13 protein-coding genes, 1 tRNA gene and 1 riboswitch are annotated in these 14,990 nt (G+C 73.7%); of the genes, 5 read left to right on the top strand and 9 right to left on the bottom strand.

Annotated features, from left to right (window positions below):
• Positions 1 to 23: 23 nt before the first annotated feature.
• On the top strand, positions 24 to 710 hold the full coding sequence (locus tag AB0L89_RS05390; RefSeq protein WP_365134647.1) for a TetR/AcrR family transcriptional regulator: 687 nt from the start codon (positions 24 to 26) through the stop codon (positions 708 to 710).
• A gap of 169 nt (positions 711 to 879) precedes the next feature.
• Here the strand turns inward: AB0L89_RS05390 and AB0L89_RS05385 are convergent.
• A tRNA-Pro gene (locus AB0L89_RS05385) sits at positions 880 to 953 on the bottom strand.
• A 107-nt stretch (positions 954 to 1,060) separates the two neighbouring features.
• Between AB0L89_RS05385 and AB0L89_RS05380 the strand changes: the two genes are divergently transcribed.
• On the top strand, positions 1,061 to 1,594 hold the full coding sequence (locus tag AB0L89_RS05380; protein ID WP_365134644.1) for a DUF309 domain-containing protein: 534 nt from the start codon (positions 1,061 to 1,063) through the stop codon (positions 1,592 to 1,594).
• 88 nt (positions 1,595 to 1,682) lie between these two features.
• Positions 1,683 to 3,776, top strand: a complete 2,094-nt coding sequence (locus AB0L89_RS05375) for an MDR family MFS transporter (RefSeq protein WP_365134641.1) — start codon at positions 1,683 to 1,685, stop codon at positions 3,774 to 3,776.
• A 40-nt stretch (positions 3,777 to 3,816) separates the two neighbouring features.
• On the opposite strand, the gene AB0L89_RS05370 is transcribed toward AB0L89_RS05375, so the two are convergent.
• The 5 genes from AB0L89_RS05370 to AB0L89_RS05350 all read right to left on the bottom strand — a co-directional run bounded on the left by AB0L89_RS05370 (position 3,817) and on the right by AB0L89_RS05350 (position 10,180).
• Positions 3,817 to 4,584, bottom strand: coding sequence for a sulfite exporter TauE/SafE family protein (locus AB0L89_RS05370; RefSeq protein WP_365134638.1), 768 nt, complete (start codon positions 4,582 to 4,584; stop codon positions 3,817 to 3,819).
• 70 nt (positions 4,585 to 4,654) lie between these two features.
• Positions 4,655 to 5,842 (bottom strand): thiolase family protein, encoded by a 1,188-nt coding sequence (locus AB0L89_RS05365; protein ID WP_365134635.1) that lies wholly within the window; start codon positions 5,840 to 5,842, stop codon positions 4,655 to 4,657.
• A 242-nt stretch (positions 5,843 to 6,084) separates the two neighbouring features.
• Positions 6,085 to 7,305 carry an FAD-dependent oxidoreductase gene (locus AB0L89_RS05360; RefSeq protein ID WP_365134632.1) on the bottom strand — a complete coding sequence of 407 codons (1,221 nt, stop codon included), beginning with the start codon at positions 7,303 to 7,305 and terminating at the stop codon, positions 6,085 to 6,087.
• The gene (locus AB0L89_RS05355) at positions 7,302 to 8,720 is read right to left on the bottom strand and encodes an FAD-dependent oxidoreductase (RefSeq protein ID WP_365134629.1); all 1,419 of its coding nucleotides are present in this window, start codon (positions 8,718 to 8,720) and stop codon (positions 7,302 to 7,304) included. The genes AB0L89_RS05360 and AB0L89_RS05355 overlap by 4 nt, the downstream gene beginning before the upstream one ends.
• Positions 8,720 to 10,180: an FGGY family carbohydrate kinase gene (locus AB0L89_RS05350; RefSeq protein ID WP_365134626.1), complete on the bottom strand. Its 1,461-nt coding sequence runs from the start codon at positions 10,178 to 10,180 to the stop codon at positions 8,720 to 8,722. The genes AB0L89_RS05355 and AB0L89_RS05350 overlap by 1 nt, the downstream gene beginning before the upstream one ends.
• Positions 10,181 to 10,465: 285 nt before the next feature.
• Between AB0L89_RS05350 and AB0L89_RS05345 the strand changes: the two genes are divergently transcribed.
• Positions 10,466 to 11,461 (top strand): hypothetical protein, encoded by a 996-nt coding sequence (locus tag AB0L89_RS05345; RefSeq protein WP_365135575.1) that lies wholly within the window; start codon positions 10,466 to 10,468, stop codon positions 11,459 to 11,461.
• Positions 11,462 to 11,525: 64 nt separating this feature from the next.
• Complete coding sequence (locus AB0L89_RS05340) at positions 11,526 to 13,055, top strand: amino acid permease (protein WP_365134623.1); 1,530 nt, start codon at positions 11,526 to 11,528, stop codon at positions 13,053 to 13,055.
• 18 nt (positions 13,056 to 13,073) lie between these two features.
• Here the strand turns inward: AB0L89_RS05340 and AB0L89_RS05335 are convergent, their stop codons facing one another.
• From AB0L89_RS05335 to AB0L89_RS05325, 3 genes are all read right to left on the bottom strand, one after another.
• A complete protein-coding gene (locus tag AB0L89_RS05335) occupies positions 13,074 to 13,628 on the bottom strand; it encodes a GNAT family protein (protein ID WP_365134620.1) in 555 nt (184 codons plus the stop codon).
• A 32-nt stretch (positions 13,629 to 13,660) separates the two neighbouring features.
• Entirely contained in the window at positions 13,661 to 14,392 is a 732-nt protein-coding gene (locus AB0L89_RS05330; protein ID WP_365134617.1) for an SDR family oxidoreductase, read from the bottom strand.
• Between the two features lie 99 nt (positions 14,393 to 14,491).
• Complete coding sequence (locus AB0L89_RS05325; protein ID WP_365134614.1) at positions 14,492 to 14,830, bottom strand: hypothetical protein; 339 nt, start codon at positions 14,828 to 14,830, stop codon at positions 14,492 to 14,494.
• A gap of 44 nt (positions 14,831 to 14,874) precedes the next feature.
• A riboswitch (SAM riboswitch) is annotated at positions 14,875 to 14,984 on the bottom strand.
• Between the last annotated feature and the right edge of the window lie 6 nt (positions 14,985 to 14,990).

Here is a 14,990-nt window from a genome sequence, read left to right as displayed (position 1 = left end):
TGGCCCGGAAGTGGGAGACAGCGATGACGGAATCCTCTCGGATCGAGGGCACGGGTACGGGCACGGTCCGGGCCGATGCCCGGCGCAACAGGGAACGCGTCCTCGTCGCCGCACGTGCGGTCTTCGCCGAGCGCGGGATCGACGCGCCGATGGCGACCGTGGCCCGCCGCGCCGGGGTCGGCGTGGCGACGCTGTACCGGCACTTCCCCACCCGGGACGCGCTGGTGCGGGGCGCGTTCACGCGGCAGATGCAGACCTGCGCGCGGACCCTCACCGAGGCGCTGGCCGACCCCGACCCCTGGCGGGGCTTCCAGCGGCTGGTCGAGACGGTCTGCGCGCTCCAGCGGGAGGAGCGGGGGTTCCCGGCCGCGTTCGTCGCGGCCTTCCCGGACAGCACGGCGGACCACGCACGGTCCCGCGAGCGTGCCGAGCCGGACCTCGTGACCCTGATCCGCAGGGCCCAGGCCGCGGGGGCGCTGCGGGCCGACTTCCACCCGTCCGACCTCGCCGTGGCTTTGGTGGCCCACTGCGGTCTGGTCACCGCCCTCCCGGACGACGGCGCGGCCTCCCGGCGCCTGGTCGCCTATCTGCTCCAGTCCTTCCGCGCCGGTCCGGCCAACGAGCCCCTGCCGCCGCCGACTTCGCTGTCCCTGCACAGCCTCCCGATGCCGGCCGACGGCCCCCACGGGCAGCGGCCCGCCAGGACGTGACGCGGCACCGGCCCGGTCCACGGGGGAACTCGCCTCGCGCGGAACGGGATTGAGGCCGCGCGCCCCTCGCGCACCGGCCCCCGCCCGGTCCCCGATCAGGCCCCGGGAACGACCGAAGGGCCGTATCGGATTTCTCCGATACGGCCCTTCGATCCACGACTTCGCAAAGTCGGGACGACAGGATTTGAACCTGCGACCCCTTGACCCCCAGTCAAGTGCGCTACCAAGCTGCGCCACGTCCCGTTGTGTTCGGCGCGGTGCCCCGCGTGATCACAAGAAGAACTCTACCCCACATGCGAGGGTGCTCCGTCCACCGGTGACCGCCGTCAGACACGCGCGACAATCGACGTATGAGCACTGCACCTGGACCGCACGACGCCGGCCGCGAGCGGGACCGCGACGCGGAGGGCCGGGCCCGCAATCAGCGCCCGCGCGACGGTCTCGGGCGTCCGCTGCCGTACGGCACACCCGGGGTGCCCCGGCAGCCGGAGGGCGTCGTCCGCGCCCCCGAGGAGTCCGTCGCCGAGGCGCAGGCCCTGCTGGACGCGGGCCGTCCCTTCCACGCGCACGAGGTGTTCGAGGACGCCTGGAAGACGGGGCCCGGCGAGGAGCGCGGCCTGTGGCAGGGCCTGGCACAGCTCGCCGTCGGCCTCACCCACGCGGGTCGCGGCAACACCACGGGCGGTGCGCGCCTGCTGCTGCGCGGGGCGGGCGCGGTGTCCGCCTGGAGCGCGGCGGCGGGACAGGACCGGCCCTACGGCATCCGGGTGAGCGAACTGGCCGCATGGGCCGAGGAGTTGGCGGGACTTCTGGGGCGCACGGAGACCGCGGTGGACCCGTCGTCCCACGCGCCGCGCCTGCTGGGCGACGGCCCCCGGGAGTAGCTCCCGCCCCCGGCTCGCCCCGTCGGCCCGTCACCGCACCGGCCTCGCCCCGCATGCACCCGCCCCGTCCCGGTGTGAGGGTGGCCGTGTGACCACCACCGATCAGTCGGGCGGCGCCCCCGCCGCCGCTCCCGCGGAGCCGCAGGCGCCGCCCGTCCTGGACCGGCGCCGCCGCAACGTCGTCTTCGTGACGATCATGCTGGGGATGCTGCTCGCCGCCCTCGACCAGACGATCGTCGGCACCGCGCTGCCCACGATCGTGTCCGATCTGGGCGGGGCGGAGCACATGTCGTGGGTGGTGACGTCGTACCTGCTCGCGGAGACGGTCGCCACGGTGCTCGTCGGCAAGTTCGGTGACCTGTTCGGGCGAAAGATCGTCTTCCAGGTGTCCGCGGTCATCTTCATCACCGGGTCGTTCCTGTGCGGCCTGTCGACGAACATGACGCTGCTCATCGCCTGGCGGGCGATGCAGGGCATCGGCGCGGGCGGCCTGATGGTGACGTCCATGGCGCTGATCGCCGATGTCATCCCGCTGCGCGAGCGCGGCAAGTACCAGGGCGCGATCGGCGCCGTGTTCGGTGTCTCCACCGTCATCGGGCCGCTGCTGGGCGGGCTCTTCACGGACCATCTGAGCTGGCGCTGGGCGTTCTACGTCAATGTGCCCATCGCGATCGTCGTGGTCCTCGCGGCCGCCCGGACGATCCCCGTCGTGAAGTCGGCGGTGCGGCCCGTCATCGACTACCTGGGCATCGCGCTGGTCGCGGCCGGCGCGAGCGCGCTGATCCTGGCGACGAGCTGGGGCGGCAACCAGTACGCGTGGGGGTCGCCGACCATCATCGGCCTGTTCGCCGGCGGGCTGGTGGCGCTCGCGCTGTTCTGCGTCGTCGAGACGCGCGCGGCACAACCGATGCTGCCGATGCGGCTCTTCGCCAATCCGGTCTTCACGGTCTGCTCGATCCTCAGCTTCATCGTGGGCTTCGCGATGCTGGGCGCGATGACGTTCCTGCCGACCTATCTGCAGTACGTCGACGGGGACTCGGCCACCATCTCGGGCGTGCGGACGCTGCCGATGGTGGTCGGGCTGCTCATCGCGTCCATCTTCAGCGGCAACGTCGTCAGCAAGACCGGCACGTACCGGATCTTCCCGATCGTCGGGGCGCTGGTGATGGCGCTCGGCCTGTATCTGCTGTCCCTGATGGGGAGCGGGACGAGCGCCTGGCTGGAGTCGCTGTACATGTTCGTGCTCGGCACCGGAATCGGGCTGTGCATGCAGGTCCTGACGATCGCCGTGCAGAACACCGTCGCGTATGCGGATCTGGGCACGGCGACATCGGGCGTCACCTTCTTCCGTACGCTCGGCAGCTCCTTCGGCACCGCCGTGTTCGGCACGATCTACGCCAACACGCTGTCCCCGAACCTCAGGGACGGGGTCGCCGAGGCCGCGCGGGCCGGGGGCGGCGACCCGGCCGTGGTCGCCAAGGCGGCGCAGAGCCCGGAGGGGCTGCACGAGCTGCCCGGGGCGGCCGCGGCGCCGATCGTGAAGGCGTACGCGGACAGCCTGCACACCGTCTTCCTGTGGACGGTCCCGGTCGCGCTCCTCGGGTTCCTGGTGGCGCTGTTCCTCAAGCAGGTGCAGCTGCGCGACAGCGCGCGCATGGGCGCCCCCGACATGGGCGAGGGCTTCGCGCAGCCGACCAGCGGCGACTCGGGGCACCTCCTGGAGCGCGGCGTCGCCAACATCATCCGCAACGTCGGCATGAACACCGCGCGCGGGATCATCCGGGACTCCGACACCCGGCTGGACATCGCGGGGGCCTGGGCGGTCATGCAGGTCGCCCTGTTCACCCGGATGGTCGGATACGCGAGCCTCGGGGTGATCGGGGCGCGGCGCAGGATTCCGCCGGAGGTCCTGGTGCCGGTCTTCGACCGCATGGTCGACGAGGGCTATCTGACGCGCACCGGCACGTACTTCTCGCACACGCCCGCCGGGGAGCGCGAGGCGGAGATCATCGCCGGGGCGTGGGCGGCGTGGCTGGGCGAGGAGATCGAGAAGGACCTGGGCAGGCCGCCGGACAAGGAGCTCACGGCGGCGGTGGACGCGATCGCCAAGCGGCTGCTCGCGGAGGACCTGGAGCAGGGGCTCTCGCCGGAGACGGCGGGCGCCGCGGTCGGTGGGCGCTGAAGCGTGTGTCGACGGGCGCTGAAGCGCGCGTCGGCGGGCTTCAGCGCAGGAGCAGCTGGAGCCCGCCGAGGACGGTGGCGCCGATCACGAGCTGCTCGAAGAGGCGCTGGTTGATCCGGTGGACGGCCGCCTTGCCGAGCAGCGCGCCCGGCACCACGAAGAGCACGAGTGCCGCGTCGAGCAGCAGAGAGTGCGCGTCGATCAGGCCGAGGCCCACGCTGAACGGCACCTTCGAGGTGTTCACGATGAGGAAGAACCACGCCGACGTGCCAAGGAATCCCAGCTTCCGGAAGCCCGCGGAGAGCAGGTACATCGACATGACCGGGCCGCCGGCGTTGGCGACCATGGTGGTGAAGCCGCCGAGCACGCCGTAGGAACCGGCCTTGAGGCGGCCGACGGCGGGGGTGTCCTCGGCCGCCCCTGAGCGGTCCGCGGTCCTGCGGCGGGCGATCGTGACCCCGGCCATGAGCAGCAGGATCGCCCCGATCGAGGTCCGTACGACCGCGTCGTCCGCCCACATCAGGAACACCGTGCCCACCACCACTCCCCCGGCGACGGCGGGGAACAGCCGCCAGAGAGTGGGCCAGTGGGCGTGTCTGCGGTAGGTGAGCACGGCGAGGACGTCGCCGGCGATCAGGATCGGGAGCAGGACGCCGGTCGAGCCGCGGGCCGGCAGGACGGCGGCGAAGACCGCGAGGCTGACGGTGTTGGCGCCGCTGACGGCGGTCTTGGAGAAGCCGACGAGCATCGCCGCCGCGGCGAGCGCGGCGAACTGGCCCGCCGAGAGGTCCCACAGAGATATGTCCATGCCGAAAACAAATGCTAGGCCCCATGCCCTGCGGACCGTGCGCCGACCGCACGGTCCACGGGCCGGGGATTCAGTCGCGCTCGACCAGGAGCGCGCTGCCCTGCCCCACGCCGACGCACATCGTGGCGAGTCCGCGGGTGGCTCCGGTGCGGCGCATGCGGTGCAGCAGAGTGGTGAGGATGCGGGCGCCGGAGCAGCCGAGCGGGTGACCGAGCGCGATGGCGCCGCCGGAGGGGTTGACCAGCTCGGGGTCGATGCCGAGCGCGTCGACGCAGGCCAGCGCCTGGGCGGCGAAGGCCTCGTTGAACTCCGCCTCCTGGAGGTCGGCCACGCTCCAGCCGGTCCGGCCGAGCGCCTTGCGGGTGGCGGGGACGGGCCCGATGCCCATGACGTCGGGGTGCACGCCCGCCGAGGCACCGGCCGCGTACCGACCGAGGGACTCCAGGCCGAGGTCGTTGAGGGCCTCCTCGCTGACGAGGAGCAGTCCGGCGGCGCCGTCGTTCATCGGTGAGGCGTTGCCCGCCGTGACCGTGCCGCCCTTGCGGAAGACCGGCCGCAGGCCGCTGAGCTTCTCGTACGAGGTGTCCTCGCGCACGCACTCGTCGGTGTCGACGACGACGCCGTCGGGCCGGGTGACGGGCAGCAGTTCGTCGTCGAAGTGGCCGTCCTTGCGGGCGGCGGCGGCCCGCTGGTGGCTGCGGAGCGCGAAGGCGTCCTGGCGCTCGCGCGAGACGCCGTGGCGCTCGGCGACCTCCTCTGCGGTCTCGCCCATGGCGAGGACGCCGTGCAGGTCCTTCATCCTCGGGTTGGTCAGACGCCAGCCGAGGCGGGTGTCGGCGGTCTCCATACGGTGCGGCAGGGCCTCGTCCGGGCGGGGCAGGACGAAGGGGGCGCGGCTCATCGACTCCGAGCCGCCCGCGAGGACGACGTCGGCCTCGCCCGCGGCGATGGTGCGCGCGGCGGTGGTGACGGCTTCGAGGCCGGAGGCGCACAGCCGGTTCACGGTGGCGCCGGGCACGGATTCCGGGAGGCCCGCGAGGAGTGCGGCCATGCGGGCGACGTTGCGGTTGTCCTCGCCCGTCTGGTTGGCGGCGCCCCAGTAGATGTCGTCGATCCGGGCGGGGTCCAGCTGCGGGATGTCGGCGAGGAGGCCGCCGACGACGGCCGCCGCGAGGTCGTCGGGGCGGACGGTGGAGAGGGCGCCGCGGAGCTTGCCGATGGGGGTGCGGCGGGCGGCGGCGAAGTGGACGGTGCGCACGATACGGCTCCGGATCGTTCTGCGGGGTCTCGCTGCTTCGGATCTTGCGGGGTGCTGCGGATCTTGCGGGTCGTGCGGGCTTCCGCGGACGGCTGGCTCCGCGGACGGCTGCCCACACGTAAATTAGCGCTGCTAGTTTTGGAGTCTATGCGGGAGGCGGGGACCAAGGGAAGGGGGACCTCCGCCGGCCCCGGAGCCCGCCCCGGAGCCCGCCCCGGAGCCCGCCCCGCGTGCCCGGTCCCTCAGGCCAGCTCGATCCGCACCGCGCCACCCGCGAGATCCACCCGTCCCGTCCATCCTCCGGACAGGCGGAACGGCCGGTTCGGGATCGCGGGGCGGAGCAGGCGTACGCGGTGCAGGGTCCTGCCGCCCTGCGTGATCACCAGCACCGGGCGCGGGACGAACGCGGTCGTCCGCAGGGTGAAGCCGTCGCCCGGCACGTCCGGGGTCAGCCGGTTCGGCGCGACCCAGGCGAGCGGCCCGGCGACCCGCAGCGGCACCGACGCCGCCGGCCAGTCGCCGTCGGCGAGGTGGCGCCACACGGCCATCGCCGCCAGCGCGCCCTCCCGCGCCACCGCGCGCGCCGGTTCGGCGCCGTGCAGCACGTTGCCCACCGCGAAGACCCCGCGCTCGGTCGTGCGGAAGGACCCGTCGACCGCGGGCCCCCGGGTGCCGGGGTCCAGCGCCAGGCCGCCGCGCCGGGCCAGTTCGTGGTCGGGGACGAAGTCGCCGGTGAAGACCACCGTGTCGCACGCGACGTGCGCCGTCCTGCCGTCCCGGTGGCGCAGCCGGACCCCCGACAGGCGCCCGCGGCCGAGCAGTTCCGTCACGGTGGCGTCCGTGAGCAGCGGGACGCCCTGCCGCAGCCGGGCGTCCAGGGCGCGCACCGCCGGGCCCTGGTGGCGCGGGTGCTCGGTGACCAGCGCGGCGACGGCGACCCCGGCCCGCCGCAGGGTGTCCAGGGCCGCGAAGGAGACCGGCGCGGCGCCGACCACGACGGCCCGGCCGCCGATCGGCTGCCGGTGCTGGTGGACGGCCCGCTGGAGCTCGCCCGTGGTGAAGACGCCGGCGGGCCGTGTGCCGGGCACCAGCCTGGCGGCACGCGACCGTTCGCGGGCGCCCGTGGCGAGGACCACGGCGCGGGCCGTGATGCTCTCCAGGCCCCGCGGGCTCGTGGTGTCCAGGGTGAGCGGTCCGGCCCAGCCGGTCACGGTGACGCCGGTCCGCAGCACCGCGCCGGTGCCCACGGCCGCCGCCACGCACCGCTCTGCGTACTGCGGCCCGGTCATGCCGAGGCGTCCGAAGCCGCCGTGGGCGCAGTGCCTCGGGACGCCGCCCGCCTGCGGCTCGCGGTCGACCACCTCGACCTCGCCGACGCCGGTCGCGGCGAGCAGCGCGGCGGCGGTGAGACCCGCGGGCCCCGCCCCGACGACCAGTACGTCGACGATGCGCTGCCGTCTCATCGCTCCCCCAACTCCCGTCCGCTCTCGAACAGTTCCCGTACGTCGGCGCCGCAGTAGAAGCCCTGGCAGCGCCCGCCCCGCGCCCGCGTGCGGCGCCGCAGGCCGTCCGGCGAGCCGGGCGGCACGGTGGACGCGAGGGCGTCGCGGATCTCGCCGCGGGTCACGCGCTCGCAGTGGCAGACGACCGTGCCGTAGGCGGGGTCTGCGGCGATGAGGTCGGCGCGCTGGTAGGGGCGCGGGAAGGCCTCGCCGATGTTCGGCATCCGCACGGGCTCCGGGTCCCGCGGCGTGGGCAGGTCGAGGCCCGTGGCGGCGAGGAGTTCGGTGACGTGGGCCGCGATGGCCAGGGACGCGGTGAGGCCGGTGGAGCGGATGCCGCCGACCGTGACGTAGCGCTGTTCCTTGTGGGCGCTGATGCGGTAGTCGTCGTGCGCGGTGGCGGCGCGCAGTCCGGCGTAGACCGCGGTGACCTCCTCGTCGAGCAGTTCGGGCAGGATCCGGCCGCCCTTCTCGCGCAGCGTGGCGATGCCCTCGGCGGTGGAGCCGGTGGCCGCCTTGTCGTCCAGGTCCTCGGCGGTGGGCCCGAGGAGCACGTTGCCGTACACCGTCGGGGCGACCAGGACGCCCTTGCCGAGCGCGGTGGGGACGGGCAGCAGGATGTGCCGGACCAGGCCGCGGGCGAACTTGTCGAAGACGAGGAGCTGGCCGCGGCGCGGGGTGACGGTGAAGTCGTCGTGGCCGAGCAGGCGGTCGATCGCGTCGGCGTGCAGCCCGGCCGCGTTGACGAGGTGGCGGGTGCGGAGCGTGCCGCGGCTCGTGGTCAGCGCGTGCAGGCCGTCGTCCGTCGGATCGACTCCGCGCACACGGCAGTTGAGGAGCAGGTCCACACCGGAGCGGACCGCCTGGGTGGCGTAGGCGAGGGTGGTGGTCCAGGGGCAGATGATGCTCTCGCCGGGGACGTCGAGCGCACCGAGGGCGCCGGGGCCCAGGTGCGGTTCACGGGCGCGGGCCTCGGCGGCGTCGATGATCCGCGCCTCCCGGTAGCCGTTGCGCTCCGCCTTCGCCAGCAGCCCCGGCAGCGCGTCCAGTTGCTCGGTGTCCCAGGCGACGAGCAGCGCGCCGACCGGCTCCACGGGGATCCCGGACTCGGCGGCGTACGCGGCGAGCAGCCGCTGTCCCTCGCGGACGAGGCGGGACTCCAGGGAGCCGGGCACGGCGTCGAAACCGGTGTGCAGGATGGCGGTGTTCGCCTTCGACGTGCCCTCGCCGACGTCGTCGGAGGCCTCCACCAGGGCGACGCGCAGGCCGCGGTGACGGGCGAGCTCGCGGGCGACGGCGCAGCCGACGACTCCGGCGCCGACGACGGTCACGTCGTAGGTCGCCTCGGGCGGCGCGCCGCGCCTGGTCACGGCCATCAGGAGGTACGTTCCGTCAGGGCCGCGACCGCGGCGCGGAAGCCCGCGAGGCGTTCGGCCGCCCGGTCGGCGTCGATCCGCGGTTCGTACACGGCGGCGGGCCGCCACTCGGGCACGGCGTCGGCGACGGTGAGCGCGGGGTCCAGGCCGATGCGGGCGACGGCGGCCGCGCCGAGGGCGGTGACGTCGGGCAACGCGGAGACCTCGACGGGCAGTTGCAGCAGGTCGGCCTGGGTCTGCATGAGCAGCGCCGAGCGGGTGAGGCCGCCGTCGACCCGCAGGCTCTTCAGGGGCTCCCCCAGGTCCTCGGCGACCGCGTCGGCGAGGGCGGCGACCTGCGCGGCGATGCCCTCGCACAGGGCGCGCACCAGATGGCCGGCGGTGGTGTCGAGGCCGAGCCCGGTCAGCGAGCCGCGCAGGTCGCCGCGCCACCAGGGTGCGGCGAGCCCGGCGAGGGCGGGCACGAAGGTGACGCCGCCGTTGTCGGGGACGGCCGAGCCGACGGGGTCGAGGTCCTCGGCGCCGCCGATCACGCCGAGGTCGGTGAGCCAGCGGACGGCGGACGCGACCGTGTAGACCTGCCCGTCGAGGCAGTAGCTGCTCTTTCCCCCGAGGCGCCAGGCGACACAGCTGACCAGGCCCGAGGTGCCGCGGCGGGGCTGTGCGCCGGTCTGCGCGAGCAGGAACGCCCCGGTGCCGTAGGTGCACTTGGCGCTGCCGGGCTCGGTCACGTCCTGGGCGAGCAGGGCCGCCTGCTGGTCGACGAGAAGTCCCGTGAGCGGCAGTTCGGGGCCGAACGCGGTGGTCGTGCCGACCGGCCCGGCGGCGTCGACGACCCGGGGCAGATGCTCGTCGGCGAGGCCGTAGAGGTCCAGGGCGCGCGGTGACCAGGTGGCGGTGTCGAGGTCCAGGAGCTGGGTGCGTCCGGCCGTGGCGGCGTCGGTGACGTAGGCACCGGTGAGGCGGTGGACGAGCCAGGCGTCGCTGGTCGTCACCACGCCGTGCCGGGTGAGGTTGCGGCGTATCCACGCCATCTTGGGCGCGGCGAAATACGGATCCAGGGGAAGGCCGGTGAGCGCCCGCAGTTCCTCGGCGTGGCCGGCGAGCCCGGCACAGACGGACTCGGCCCTGCGGTCCTGCCAGACGAGGGCGTCGGTGAGCGGTTCGCCGGACGCCGGGTCCCAGGCAAGGACCGTCTCGCCCTGATTGGCGAGGCCGACGGCGGCCACGGGTTCGCCCGCGTCGGCCAGCGCCGCGCGGCCCGCGTCGACGACGGAGGACAGCAGTGCGGCGGGGTCGACCTCCACGAGGCCGCCCGGCAGGAAGCGGGGGCGCACCGGCGCCGTGCCCGAGCCGATCACGCCGCGCTCCGGGCAGACGACGAGGGCCTTCGTCCCGGAGGTGCCCTGGTCGACGGCGAGCACGGGCCGCCGCGCCGCGGACCGGTCATAGGTGATCACCGCGGCAGCCTGCTACAGCGGGCGCGAGGGCGTCAAGAGTCCGAAGTGCGCCGCCCCGAGGGCGAAATGACAGCGATGTCACACCAAATGAACGTCCGGTGCGCCGTGTTGACAAAACCGGGTCGGAAAGAATCCACGAACCGCCGTGGAAACGGAAGAGCCGGATCTACACTGACCGCCGAGCAACATCATCAACGCCCGCCCGGAGGACGCCAGTTCGCCCACCACGCACCTGACACACCCCGCAGACCCCCGCCTTCGTCACCCCACAGAGGACACATGCCCATGCCGTTAGGCCGCCCCGTGTATCACCCGGCGGGCCACGACGAAGCGCTGCGCGCGGTGCTCCAGGACCTCAAGGCCGGCCGCTGGGTCTCCACCCGCAATCTGCTCACCGAGACACCCGACTGGGGCCTGTGGACCCAGCGCACACAGGTCCTGGCGGCCGCCGTCGCCGGTTCCGACGTGGTGCGGGCCTGGCGCGCCGAGGAGCCGCACAGCGCCTCGGCCGCCGTGCTGTACACCCGTGTCCTGGTGGAGCGGGCCCTGCGCGCCCACCGGGCCGGGCACCGGCAGACCAACGACCTGTGGCGCGAGGCCGTGGCGGAGTGCGGCGCCGTGTCCGCCATGTCTCCCGAGGACCCCGTGCCGTGGATCTGCCTGCTCTCGCTGGCGCAGCTCGACGAGGGGCAGCGGTGGGACGAGCACCGGATGGCGCCGCCCGAGCCCATGCTCTTCCCCGGCCCCTGGCAGCTGCTCGCCGAGGCCGACAAGCGCGATCCGGGCAATCGCGAGGCGTACCACCGGATGCTGCAGTTCGTGTACGCCCGCCGCCCGGGAGGCCCGCTCACCGAGGCGTACAACTTCGTGCAGTGGGCGTCGGCCGCGGCGCCCGCGGGCTCGCCGCTGCATCTGCTGCCGCTGTACGTCCGGGTCGAGCGCTACCGCAGGGAGTCCGGCCACGAACGCGCCCTCGACCTCCACTGGGTCTCCGAGGACGCCACGCGCGGCGCGCTGCGGGCCCTGCAGCTGTGGTTCGACCACTCGCTGCCCGCCGCGGCCTCGCTCCTCGACCTGAACCACCTGGCGCACGCGCTGTGGGGAGCGCACCAGTTCCACGACGCGGCCCGGGTGTTCCAGGCGCTCGACCCGTTCTTCGCGGTCGTGCCCTGGACGTACCGCACCTCCTCCCCCGGTGACGCCGACGCGGCCGCCGAGGTCTTCGTCCAGGCCCGCGCCCGCTGCTTCAACGCCGCCCGGGACAGCCGTCGTCCGGGGTAGGCCCCGCAGATCCCGCACCCGCACCGCACCCCCAACCCCCCGCTCCCTTCCCGGAGGTCCATCCGTGTCCCGCACCACCTGGTCGTCGACCAGCTCCGTCCCAGCGCCACGCCAGGACGAGGAGGAACGGCTCAGAGAGCTCGGCTACCAGCCCGTCCTGGCCCGCCGCATGGGCGGTTTCGGCAACTTCGCGATCAGCTTCTCCGTCATCTCCATCCTCTCCGGCTGCATGACGCTGTACGGCTTCGGCCTGACCACCGGCGGCCCGGCCGTGATGCTCTGGGGCTGGGCCGGCGTCGGTCTGTTCGTGCTCTGCGTGGGCCTCGCGCTCGCCGAGGTCACCAGCGCGTACCCGACGTCGGGCGCCCTGTACTACATGGCCGACCGGCTCGGCGGGCGGCGCTGGGGCTGGTACACCGGCTGGCTGAACCTGCTCGGGCTGCTCGGCGCCATCGCGGGCATCGACTACGGCGCGGCGCTGTTCACCGGCGCGTTCCTGAACCTCAAGTTCGGCTTCGAGCCGACCGCGGGGAAGACGTTCCTGATCTTCCTGTGCATCCTGCTGCTGCACGCCGTCCTGAACCTGTTCAACGTGCGTCTGGTGAGTCTGCTCAACTCCATCAGCGTGTGGTGGCACGTGGCCGGTGTGACCGTGATCGTCGGCGTCCTCGCGATCGTGCCGGACCACCACCAGTCGCCGTCGTTCGTCTTCGGAGAGTTCTTCAACGGCACCGGCTGGGAGAACCCGCTCTACGTCACCGCGATCGGCCTGCTCCTGGCCCAGTACACGTTCTCCGGGTACGACGCCTCCGCGCACCTGTCCGAGGAGACCTCCAACGCCTCGGTGACCGCCGCCCGCGGCATCGTGCGCGCCATCTGGGCGTCGTGGATAGCCGGCTTCGTGCTGCTCGCCGGTCTGACCTTCGCCATCCAGGACTACACGGGCACGTTGGAGACGGACACCGGTGTGCCGCCCGCCCAGATCATGATCGACGCGATCGGCGAGTCCGGGGCGACGGCGCTGCTGCTCATCGTGATCGTGGCCCAGCTGTTCTGCGGCAACGCGGAGACGGCCGCCGCGAGCCGCATGGTGTTCGCGTTCAGCCGCGACAACGCGCTGCCCGGCTCCGCCCTGTGGCGCAAGGTCAGCTCCCGCACCCAGGTGCCGGTGCCCGCGGTGTGGCTCTCGGTGGGCCTGGCCGCGGCGATCGCACTGCCGTCCCTGTACTCGTCGACCGCGTACACGGCCGTGACCGCGATCAACGTCATCGGCATCACCCCCGCGTACGCCATCCCGATCTTCCTGCGGCTGCGCGCGGGCGACCGCTTCCAGCAGGGGCCGTGGAACCTGGGCCGCTGGAGCAAGCCCATCGGCTGGATCGCCGTCGTCTGGGTGGCGTTCGTGACGGTGCTCTTCTGCCTGCCGCAGGCCTCGCCGGTGACGGTCCAGTCCATGAACTACGCGTCGATCGCGCTGGCCGTGGTGCTCGCCCTGGCGACCGTGTGGTGGTTCGTGGCGCGCCGCTCCTACAGCACGCCGCAGGCGTACGGCTCGGACCGCGAGCAGGCCGAGGTCGCGGAGAACATCGTCTGATCCGGGCGGTGAACCGCCCTACGCCGGGCGGTCGTTGAGGATCTTCTGGAAGAGCCGGTGGTCGCGCCAGGCACCGTTGATGTACAGGTAGCCCGGCGCGAGACCGTACTCCTCGAAGCCGCACTTGATGAGCACCCGCTGCGACGCGGTGTTGTGGAGCAGGGTGCCCGCCTCCACGCGGTGCAGGCCGAGCCGGGTGTCCGCCTGCGCGCAGGCGTACCGGGCGGCGGCGGACGCGAGGCCCTGGCCCTGCCGCCCGGCGTCGATCCAGTAGCCGAGGTTGGCGCTGCGGACCGGGCCGAGCACGACGTTCGACAGGGCGGTGTGACCGACGATCTCGCCGTCGCCGACGAGCACCCAGTGCGCGGACCGGCCCGCCCGGCCGTCCGCCAACTGCGCCCGGACCCGGTCGGCCTGGCCCTGCGTGGTGAAGAAGGCCTCGGGCCTGGCCGGGTCCCAGGGGTCCAGGTGCGCGCGGTTGCGCCGGTAGGCGCGCGCGAGCGCGGGGGCGTCGTCGAGCGTGACGGGCCGGATCACGACGTCCGGGGTGAGGGTGGCCGCTCCACTGATCATGCGCCCAGCGTACGAGGGGCCACCCCGGGGCGTCAGCGCCCGCCCGCGACCCTCAGCACCGTGCCCGTCGTGTACGAGGCGTCCTCCGACAGCAGCCAGGAAACGGCCGCCGCGATCTCCGACGGCAGGCCCGAGCGGCCCAGCGGAATGCCGGACGCGAGCTTCGCGGGACGCTCGGGGTCGGCGTGGAACTCGGTCCAGATCACGCCGGGGGCCACGGCGTTGACGCGGATGCCGTCGCCCGCGACCTCCTTGGACAGGCCGACGGTCAGCGTGTCGACGGCGCCCTTGGCGGCGGCGTAGTGGACGTACTCACCGGGCGAGCCGAGGGTGGCGGCGGCCGAGGAGATGTTCACGATCGCGCCGCCGCCGTTCGCCGTCAGGTCCCGCACCGCGCGCCGGGCGCAGAGCAGATAGCCGAGCACGTTCACTTCGAGCGCGCGGCGCATGCCCTCGGCGTCGGCGTCGGCGAGCGGGCCGACGGGGCCGCTCACCCCGGCGTTGTTGACCAAGCCGGTGACCGGGCCGAGTGCGGCGGCGGAGTCGAAGAGGCGGTCGACGTCCGCCTCGTCTGCGGTGTCGACCCGGACGGTGACGCAGCGGCGGCCGGCGGCGCGGACCGCCTCGGCGGCCTTCTCGGCCGCGGCCTCGTCCGAGCGGTAGCCGATGACGACGTCGTGGCCGTCCTCGGCGAGACGGGCGGCGACAGCGGCGCCGATGCCTCGGCTGCCGCCGGTGACGACGGTGACGGGGTGGTGCTGCACGGGAGACCTCCGGCTGTGGGTGGCTGACTGTCGCGCCCGCCCGGACGCGGGGATCACCCGCGTCCGGTGCGCCGCCATCCTACGAACCGGTGATCTTCGTCAGCGGCCGGGGGCGTGCGGGGCCACGCAGACCAGCGTGGTGGCCGCCCCGTCGCCGCGCAGCCGCAGCAGGTTCCAGCGGGGCTGCCACTGCGCCAGGCCCCGGTGCTCGCGCAGCAGGCGGCGCAGCCGCTCGGGGTCGTGGGTCCACAGGGCGGCGGGCACGCCGCGGGTCGGGCCGAGCACATGGAGGGTGATCCGGCCGTCGTCGGCCACGTCGTGCGAGGACAGCAGGACGTCGGTCACGGTGCCGGGGTCGGCCGCGCTCTTGCGGGCCTGGATCCAGTGGACCCGATGGCCGGGCTCGTAGGTGTCGCAGGTGTCGTGCGCGTGCGTCATGGAACGCCTCCGGAGTCGTGGACCCCGGGTGTCACCGACCCGGCGATCCGCCGTTCCCCGTGCGCGTCGCACGGGGCGGGTCGTCACCCGGGGCACCCGCGACGGAGCGGGGTGCCGTCCAGCGAGCCGGGGCTTGGCGCTGGAACTCGTGACCCGCCCC

Origin of the sequence: Streptomyces sp. NPDC052114 (genome assembly GCF_040680155.1) — a bacterium.
Classification (GTDB): domain Bacteria; phylum Actinomycetota; class Actinomycetes; order Streptomycetales; family Streptomycetaceae; genus Streptomyces.
Note: the sequence above shows the minus strand (reverse complement) of the source record. Positions and strands in the feature narration are given on the sequence as shown.

Excerpts from the sequence above, each read along its gene's own strand:
- AB0L89_RS05390 (WP_365134647.1), top strand. The coding sequence starts at position 24 with ATGACGGAATCCTCTCGGATCGAGGGCACGGGTACGGGCACGGTCCGG.
- AB0L89_RS05380 (WP_365134644.1), top strand. The coding sequence starts at position 1,061 with ATGAGCACTGCACCTGGACCGCACGACGCCGGCCGCGAGCGGGACCGC.
- AB0L89_RS05370 (WP_365134638.1), bottom strand. The coding sequence starts at position 4,584 with ATGGACATATCTCTGTGGGACCTCTCGGCGGGCCAGTTCGCCGCGCTC.
- AB0L89_RS05360 (WP_365134632.1), bottom strand. The coding sequence starts at position 7,305 with ATGAGACGGCAGCGCATCGTCGACGTACTGGTCGTCGGGGCGGGGCCC.
- AB0L89_RS05355 (WP_365134629.1), bottom strand. The coding sequence starts at position 8,720 with ATGGCCGTGACCAGGCGCGGCGCGCCGCCCGAGGCGACCTACGACGTG.
- AB0L89_RS05345 (WP_365135575.1), top strand. The coding sequence starts at position 10,466 with ATGCCGTTAGGCCGCCCCGTGTATCACCCGGCGGGCCACGACGAAGCG.
- AB0L89_RS05335 (WP_365134620.1), bottom strand. The coding sequence starts at position 13,628 with ATGATCAGTGGAGCGGCCACCCTCACCCCGGACGTCGTGATCCGGCCC.
- AB0L89_RS05325 (WP_365134614.1), bottom strand. The coding sequence starts at position 14,830 with ATGACGCACGCGCACGACACCTGCGACACCTACGAGCCCGGCCATCGG.